We start from the raw sequence: 8,404 nt of genomic DNA on the forward strand, positions 1-8,404 counted from the left end.
AAGAAAAGGAGGAAGCTCCCATGCTTCACGGAAAAATCGCGCTCGTTACGGGAAGCGCGAAAGGACTCGGCAAACGGACGGCGCTCGCCCTTGCCGATCTCGGCTGCGATGTGGCGGTCAGCTATATGAACAGCGAACGCGAGGCGTTCGGGCTGGTCGCACGGCTGGAGGCCAAAGGAATACGGTCTATGGCGGTGCGCGCGGACGTAGCGGTACGTGAAGACAATACCCGGATGACGGAAACGGTTGCGGAAACGTTAGGACCGATCGATATTCTGGTCAACAATGCAGGTCCGTTCGTGCGGGAGCGGCGTACGTTCGATGCTTATTCGCTCGATGAGATTGATTATGTGATGCGCGGCAATCTGCTTGGCGTTTTGGAGCTCGATCATTGCGTGCTTCCGCATATGAGGCGCAATCGGTGGGGACGCATTATCCATTTCGGCTTCGGTCTGGCGGCGGAAGCCCGGGGCTGGCCTCACCGGGCCGTGTATGCCGCGGCCAAGGTCGGACTTGTTTCGTTTACGAAAACGCTTGCGGCCGAACAGGCGGAATACGGCATTACCGTCAATATGGTATGTCCGGGAGATATTCGTGGGGCGAATAAGGAAAAAGGGATCGACGACGTGCTCCATCTGCACGATGAGGAGTTTCCCGGCATCCGGCAAGGAAGCGGCGAGGATGTAGCGCGGGTCATCACTTTTTTATGCATGCCGCAATCCGATTTTCTGACCGGCAACATTATGGAAGTGTCCGGAGGTTTCGACCCGATTCGCAGCCTGGCCGAGGTGAAGACAAGAGGGAGCAAAGATTCCCAAGGTTGAGACGCTGCCGTTCGGTTTAATACTAGATATGAAAAGGCAACAAGCTCAGCTTAGCTGATGCTGATGAATCATTATACTTGATACCTTATAAAAAGGAGGGAGTCGCAGTGCGGGATTGCAGGCCGATTGCGAGACCGCTCCTTTTGTGGTTTGCAGTTGTTCTTTTGTTGGTTGCCGGATGTTCCGGGACGGAGCGGCCCAGCGGGCCTGAAGCGCCGCCAGGCCGGCAGGCGGCAGGCGACGACTGGAGCCCGTCGCCCGATCCCGGCGTCACTGGACGAGGCGGGACCGAGGGGATGCCATCCGGGCCCACCGGCCCTCCCGAGCCGCCGCAACCGCCTCCTGTGGTTCAAGAGCCGATCGTAACGACGAAGGTGACGCTGGCCGCGATCGGAGACGTGCTTATTCACAGTTCGATCTACAAGGATGCGAAAAAGCAGGACGGCTACGATTTTGTACCGATGTTCGAGCGGGTCCGCACGTATATCGAGGAAGCCGATATCGCCATCGCCAATCAGGAGAGCATGATCGGAGGGGAAGCGCTGGGCTTGTCGGATTATCCCCGCTTCAACAGCCCTTACGAGATTGGAGATGCGCTGAAGACGATCGGCTTCGACGTCGTCAGTCTCGCCAACAATCATTCGATGGACGGCGGAGAGAAGGCCATAACGAACGCGCTGGCCCATTGGCGTAAGCTGGGGATGACGACGGTGGGCGTGTACAGCTCCGAGGAAGATCGCGACACCGTCAGGGTGGTCGACGTCAAAGGCATCAAGTTCGCCTTTCTGGCTTACACGTATGGTACGAACGGCATTCCCGTCCCGGCCGGCAAGCCGTATCTGGTTAATCTGATCGATACGAACCGCGCGGCGGCGGATATAGAGGCGGCACGGCGGGCAGCCGATGTCGTCGTCGTCAGCGCGCATTTCGGTCAAGAATACAAGGATCTCCCGGACGACAGCCAGAAAAAGTTTGCCCGAGAAGCCGCGGAAGCGGGAGCCGACATCGTGATCGGCCACCACCCTCACGTGCTTCAACCGGCCGAGTGGATCGACACCGGAACGGGCCGTAAAACATTCGTCATCTATTCGCTCGGTAATTTTATCGCGGCGCAGGAAGGCGAGAACAAGCGAACCGGCGGCATTCTCCGGCTGGAGATCGAGAAAACGGCGACCGGCGGGACGTCACGAATCGAGGTTAAGCATCCGTCGTTTATCCCGACCTGGATCACGATGACCAACTGGCGGAAGTACAAGGTAGTGCCGGTATGGGAAGCCGGAGCGGACCAAATTCCCGACACCGCGTCACACGAAGAAACAATCCGCCGTCATATGAGCCGGTGGATGCCGGAGCTGAATTTCCCGGCCAAGTCTGAATAACGAACTTATCCCATCATTGATTTTTGTCTAATTAGTCTCTAAAAGTAAAGTTGGCCGGAAAACGACTTCCTGTTTTCCGGCCTTTTTTGTGTCGACTTTACCGTTATGGAAGCTGCCGAAGAGAGTTTCAGAATTAGGAATGGTCAAATGTTAGGGTAACATCAGGGATTGTTTTCTCAAATCGAGCGCATAATGCATAATTATTTTATCGAGCCATGAAGGATTATGATAGGTCAGAAAGTTGTCGAGGAGGGATTGGAATGGGTTCAAGAATGATGCACTATTGCATAGCGGCCTTATTGGCAGACGAACTTAGCATCAAAAACAGGAGCGAATTCATGCTTGGAGGAATTGCGCCTGATATACATGGACTCATGGGTGTTCCTAAGGGGGTTACCCATTTTAAGGACACCTATGCCAGTGGGACAAAAGAAGGATTAAACTGAAACGGGGCCTCCGGAAGTCAGCTTTCACTGACTTTCCGGATAGCCCCGTTATCGCCGTTTGCATACTCATATGAGCCGGGCAGCGGCGGCAATCAAGCGGAAGTCGTATCCGACTTCTTCTTGGCCCGGTTCCAAGGGGTACCGAGGTACGTCAGCGCCCAGCGGTCCAAGCCGTACCAGCCGGCTACCTTCCATCCGAGCACCAGCCAGGTGGCGAGAACGAACAGCAGCGGGTTCGTGCTGACGGTTCCGGCGAACAGGAAGCTTACGTTCATGAGGCCGCCGAAAAATGCGGCGATCCCCGTCAACAACCCGACGATCAGGCCAAGTCCCACGAGCACTTCGCCGTAAGCGACCATGTACGAGAATACTTTGGCGTTCGGGAGAACGGTGTTCTCCAGGAACGACGCATACCAGCCTGTGACGTCCTTGCCGCCTTCGGCTTTGGCCAAAGCTCCTTTGACGAACCCTTGAATCGAAGCGCCCGCTTTGTCGCCGGTCCAAGTGTCGCTGGTCACCTTGCCCCAGCCGGCCTTAATCCAGTTGTAGCCCAGATAAACGCGAATTACGAGCCAGATGAGTGCCGAACGTGTGCTGGAGAATAAAAAATGCGATACGGGGTTTTCGGGAATCACAATTTGACTCCCTTGTCGAATGTCAGACATGCAAGTCCTCCTCTGGAACTATTTTCTTTGATCTCCAGTATAGTATCGATGCTGGGGAAGCACAAGATCAAATTTGTTAAGGGTTTATGACTTTTGGTGGAGGGTCTAATTACTTATAATGCCGTGCGTTTAGTCGGGATTTGGGGAAAAAACTAGTAGCTATGCATCAATCAAGATGAGGGCTTTGGCTATAGTAAAGTTGAAAATAGAGTAAAGTTCGAGGTGCGGAAGGGTTAATATAGAATTCTTGTTAATAACCATCCGTGTGTAAAAACATTTAAAACATGGAGGGAACAACAAATTATGTTGTTAAATAATGATGAATCATACGAAGGTATTCTAGCGGAAATTGGAGCTTGGATGTGGTACTGGAAGATTATTTTTGCCCTATTTGGACGCTGGTCTTGATGTTGATGGGGTTGATTGTTCTAAAGACATGTTGGATATATGCAGAGCTAAGGCTGAGAGAAATGGGCAGTCTCCAGTTCTGTATGATCAACACATGCAAAATCTTGATATACCTAAAAAGTATATGACCATTTATATACCAGCGGCTTCATTTATGCTCTTATCAGAAAGAGAAGACGCAAAGAATGCTTTAAAGTGTATATATGCGCATCTTGAACAAGGTGGACAGACCTTAACCCCCTGTTTATACCAAAAGATCTGTTCATAAATAAAGGTGATGAATGGGCACCTGGTTTTAAGGGCGCGTATTTACTGGTATTGCTAAACTAGCGGAGACGATAGTTCAATCATAAACACCGGCAGCCGGCCAAAAATGTTCGGCTGCCGGTGTTGCATTATCCCTGTCGAGGACTGGCCGTACTTTGAGCGGTACAGGCTGGCCGCAAGGCAACATACCAAGCGCTATCCCGAGATGGAAGCGTTGATAGAGCAAGTACGGGCTCACATCCAAAATCACGGTGCGCTAAGTTCGGATGATCTAAAATTGGATGGAAATTTCTCCTGGCAATCGGTCATCCACTGGAGCAGTGGAAACAATTCATCCCGGTCGAAGCTGGAGCAGATGTACTCCACAGGAGAGTTAATTATTCATCACAAAAAAGGAACGCGTAAATATTACGATATCGCCGGGAGGTACATACAGCCCAATCTGTTGAATGCGCCGGAGCTGCTGGAGGGCGAGCTTGAGTCCCCGGTAACATTTGCCCGCGTACGAAAACAGGTAAGCCGCATCCGTAGCGCCATTGTATATGTACATGAGTTTCTAGTGGGGGGGGCACGCGATGGGCTAAACTAACCGGCAGATTACCGCAATGCTTCGCGAACACTTTTAAACCAAATATTAGTAATTGGTTTTAAAAGAATTGGAAAATGGTGTATAATAAGCAAACATACGTTCTGTATTTTGCGTTATATTTAAGCGGAAAGAGGATTGTAAAACATGCTAACTATTGTGAAGGGACCTTACTTACAATGGCCAACTGAAAATTCCATAAGCATCATGTGGGAGACATCAGAACCTGCTTCTTCAACTGTAAATATCCTATTGACCGAAAGAATACATAGCGGATATCGGGGGAATTACAAGAAACCAGAGCAGGTGCTAGTAACCGTGGATGAAAGAGAGTATTCAACGATTCATCAGCTTACAGTTGATCATTTGGAACCCAATACCCTTTATTTTTATCAGGTACGTTCGGTGAATGAGCAAGATGAGATCGAATCAGGACACCATTTCCTCAAAACGGCAGTTCGGAGGGGAGAGTCGTTTTCATTTACAGTAACAAGTGAAACTGGTGGATATAGCGGTTTCGATCAATCTCAGGGACAAATAAATCGGAATATATTTAGTCAAATGCAAAGATACCGCCCCGATATTACCTTGTTTGTTGGGGATATTGTTGATGACGGAAATAAATACGAAGATTGGGAGAAATATTTTTTTGGCCCAGGTAAGGAGTTCCTAAAGAATACACCGTTTTATAGTTGCTTAGGCAATCATGAGGATAATGCCTCATGGTACTATGACTTTTTTGCTTATGATTCCCCCAAAAATTACTACTCATTTGATTATGGAGATGTCCATTTTATCTGCTTAGACAGCACAGATTTTATTGACCGTGAAACCTACCCCAATAGTTCGGGGAAGATGGTACCCGGGAATGAGCAGTTTGATTTTTTTATTCGCGATTTACAATCGACTTCTGCAACGTGGAAAATTGTTTATTTTCATTACCCTCCTTTTGTTTCAGGTGGGTATCAGGTGGAAGATTTACGTGAATTATGCCCGATAATGGAACAGTACGGAGTCGATTTGGTCATTAATTCACATACGATTGTGTACGAACGAAGTCACCCAATCTGTGATGGTAAGATCGATTTTGCAAATGGGATCGTTTATATTGTTGCAGGTGGTGCAGGAGCAATGCCTGATTGGTTTTTACCCAAAAGAAGTTGGCATACTGCACAATCCTTAGCTGTACCTCATTTTCTTAATGTGGTTATGACTACTAATTCTTTGGAATTGCAAGCTATTGATGAGCATGGAAGATTGTTTGATAAGTTTTGTTTGTATAAGGAATCAACTGGAAAACGAATTTACATTTAAGATTGTACAACTCCCATGAAAATTAAATCCGCTAAAAACCTCAAAAAGACAATAATAAACTAGACCTAGCCGAATGTTTTTTTAAAAAAAGGCTGTGCCTGGGAAGAGTTATGAAATTACTAAAGGCCTTTCAAGGCTGAACATAAAAGTGAGGCTGGTGCAGCAACCAGAGTAGGATTAATCTCCCATGAGTGCTTCCCGAAAGGGAGCGATAATCTGTGATGCACCGTGGTCGTTGGAGTCAGACTAACGGATGGGCGGCTCTATGGCACCATAGTTCATCGACCTTCCTCTCCCAGCCATAGTAGCAGTATTGACGGTTTCGACCCATTTTCATCATCTGTGGTGCGGCGCTTGCGCTGCATGTATGGCTAACGGGTACGATACTTCAATGAAACCAGGCTGCCGGCGGGATCGGCAGCCTGGTTTGCTAACGGGCAGGATTCTTACTATGGCCATCAAGGAAATGCCTTCAAAAAAGATTCAAAAGCACCGATAACGGGGGTAGAGCCTTTTGATTATGTAGCTTGTCTTTTATAAATAACTGTTGAACTACTGCTGATCAGCGGGACCCACATTAGCCCGGACCGAGCAGATTCCTATTAAATCGGGGGATACGTAAATGAGTGGTTATGCAGGAATCGAATTAATCGACTCTACTGAAAGATTAAAACACCATGAACTCACGAAAGCACTTTGGCAGAAACTGCGTGAGATGGATATAAAAACAGGGGATAAGGGTCGAATTAAAGGGGTATTAATCTCAAACTCATACGAACAAGCAAAGACATTAAAGGAAAATTTCCAAGGTGATGATTTTGACGCAACTATTTATAACCAAGGTGATTCAACACAAATAATTCAAATTACAACTCCATTATGCAAACTGAGTATTGAAGCCTTATTAGAAATAACGGATCTATTGCTGATATCTATAGTTAATACAGATATAAAGTTCGATGGACTTGAATTAGATGTTAATGAAGTAAAGAAATTAAATGCCCCTTGGTGGAAATTTTGGTGAGCGTATTGCATACATCATGAGGTTGTCGGAAATCAATCGGCAGCCTCGCTCTGCTAACGGGCAGGATAGTGTTAGTACAATGTTGAATAATGGAGAAAAACTATGCCCCACTGGAGGGAGACAACGGATGAGTAGTTCCTTTGGAAACCAATTGCGGCCAGTACTACATTTACCAGCGCGTAAAAGAATAGGAGATGGAGACGAGGCTATAGCGAGGAGGAATTTGCATAGAAGAGGTTAAGCTAACCGGTACATATACAGTAGATAATTGCGGCAAAAAGGAATTTTACGGCACGTATTATTCATCCGAAGTATTGAATGAAGGCAAGGACGGCAAAGCTCCGAAATTGGTTCAAAATCACGGAGCATCCGACGAAGAAATCCGGAATATGGAACAATGGTTGAAAACCTTAAGCTACATCGTTCATGGCGGCGATATTTGTAATGGTTGCACAGAAGAACAAATCGAAGACGCGGAAGAAAGGTTAGGAGTTTCATTGCCGGCCGAATTGCGCATATATTATCTTACTGCCGGCAACGATCCACTGCTGACGACCGACGGAAATTCGAAAAAGAAGGACCGCTATTTACCGATTGACGAGATCCATGTTTCCGACGGAAATATCGTCTATCGTATGAGAAAAAAAGAGCCCTTTGCGTTATCAGCGGTCAAGAGACAAATTATGTTCATGGACGATGAAGCATGGTACTGGGAACCCAATATGGAATCTTTTTGTGAAAACGTCATGATTACAGCGGCGATCTTTGCCATTAGTCATATGAAGCATTCCGCCAAAGGTAGATTAAAGGGCAAGTTGGTATCTTCGTTGCAAGCGAGAAAGCTTGCGGAACAACAATTTAGCAGTACATTCCGGGCATTGGACTTGTATTACCATCCGTTTTGCGCTCTTTTCTATAACAAGCATGAACGCAGATTAGGCTGGTTCCGTTCCAACGGCATGATGGCCGATATTCTGATCGGGACGCAAACGGCGAAAGAAATCGAGGATTTTGGGGAAATACACGGAAATATCAAGTTCAAATATACTGAATAATCATATCGGAAAAGAAATAAACTCGTTAAACTATCGGATACATTAGTTCAATAGTCAACTAGAACGAGGCTGCCGACGAATCGATCGGCGGCCTCATTCCGCTAACGGTCAGGATACTTATAATTATGACCATGGTATATAATTGTGGTAAATTTGTTTTTCGGAGGGGTGGCATGATTAGCGAGAAAGAGGCTTGGGATATATCAAAGAAATTTTCAGATGGAATTGCTGATATTATTGGAAGCCACTTAAAAGTTGTTATAGTGATTGGCTCATTAGCAGGTGGATACTATAGACCTGGAATAAGTGACTCAACTTTCGCAGCTTAGATTAGCGAATAAACCCTTAATGTACAAGGGCAAATCGGCCATCCACTCTTGGAGTTGACACAATACCGTTTGTTTGCTGCGTTTGTTCTTGGCTTCAGCCATATCTA

The 8,404-nt window shown here is 47.2% G+C and carries 10 protein-coding genes; 9 read left to right on the forward strand and 1 reads right to left on the reverse strand.

The genetic code is table 11. The features are described 5' to 3' along the window. The first annotated feature begins 20 nt into the window (after positions 1 to 20). The 3 genes from PV433_RS10230 (at position 21) to PV433_RS10240 (ending at position 2,649) form a co-directional block, all read left to right on the forward strand. A complete protein-coding gene (locus PV433_RS10230; protein WP_332072041.1) occupies positions 21 to 824 on the forward strand; it encodes an SDR family oxidoreductase in 804 nt (267 codons plus the stop codon). 107 nt (positions 825 to 931) lie between these two features. Continuing rightward, positions 932 to 2,203 (forward strand): CapA family protein, encoded by a 1,272-nt coding sequence (locus PV433_RS10235; RefSeq protein WP_332072042.1) that lies wholly within the window; start codon positions 932 to 934, stop codon positions 2,201 to 2,203. A 260-nt stretch (positions 2,204 to 2,463) separates the two neighbouring features. Further along, on the forward strand, positions 2,464 to 2,649 hold the full coding sequence (locus PV433_RS10240) for a hypothetical protein (protein ID WP_332072043.1): 186 nt from the start codon (positions 2,464 to 2,466) through the stop codon (positions 2,647 to 2,649). Between the two features lie 92 nt (positions 2,650 to 2,741). Here PV433_RS10240 and PV433_RS10245 read toward each other — a convergent pair whose 3' ends face one another. Next, positions 2,742 to 3,314, reverse strand: coding sequence for a DoxX family protein (locus PV433_RS10245; protein WP_190932485.1), 573 nt, complete (start codon positions 3,312 to 3,314; stop codon positions 2,742 to 2,744). Positions 3,315 to 3,663: 349 nt separating this feature from the next. Between PV433_RS10245 and PV433_RS10250 the strand changes: the two genes are divergently transcribed. From PV433_RS10250 to PV433_RS10275, 6 genes are all read left to right on the forward strand, one after another. Beyond that, positions 3,664 to 3,990 (forward strand): class I SAM-dependent methyltransferase, encoded by a 327-nt coding sequence (locus tag PV433_RS10250; protein WP_332072044.1) that lies wholly within the window; start codon positions 3,664 to 3,666, stop codon positions 3,988 to 3,990. A 105-nt stretch (positions 3,991 to 4,095) separates the two neighbouring features. Then, a complete protein-coding gene (locus tag PV433_RS10255) occupies positions 4,096 to 4,578 on the forward strand; it encodes a DNA glycosylase AlkZ-like family protein (protein WP_332072045.1) in 483 nt (160 codons plus the stop codon). Positions 4,579 to 4,722: 144 nt separating this feature from the next. Continuing rightward, positions 4,723 to 5,889 (forward strand): metallophosphoesterase family protein, encoded by a 1,167-nt coding sequence (locus PV433_RS10260; protein ID WP_332072046.1) that lies wholly within the window; start codon positions 4,723 to 4,725, stop codon positions 5,887 to 5,889. Positions 5,890 to 6,511: 622 nt separating this feature from the next. Next, a complete protein-coding gene (locus tag PV433_RS10265) occupies positions 6,512 to 6,913 on the forward strand; it encodes a hypothetical protein (protein WP_332072047.1) in 402 nt (133 codons plus the stop codon). Between the two features lie 389 nt (positions 6,914 to 7,302). Then, entirely contained in the window at positions 7,303 to 7,968 is a 666-nt protein-coding gene (locus tag PV433_RS10270; RefSeq protein ID WP_332072048.1) for an SMI1/KNR4 family protein, read from the forward strand. A 173-nt stretch (positions 7,969 to 8,141) separates the two neighbouring features. After that, entirely contained in the window at positions 8,142 to 8,297 is a 156-nt protein-coding gene (locus tag PV433_RS10275) for a hypothetical protein (RefSeq protein WP_332072049.1), read from the forward strand. Positions 8,298 to 8,404 lie beyond the last annotated feature (107 nt).

It is taken from the genome of Paenibacillus sp. GYB004, assembly GCF_036577605.1.
Lineage (GTDB): Bacteria > Bacillota > Bacilli > Paenibacillales > NBRC-103111 > Paenibacillus_AB > Paenibacillus_AB oceani.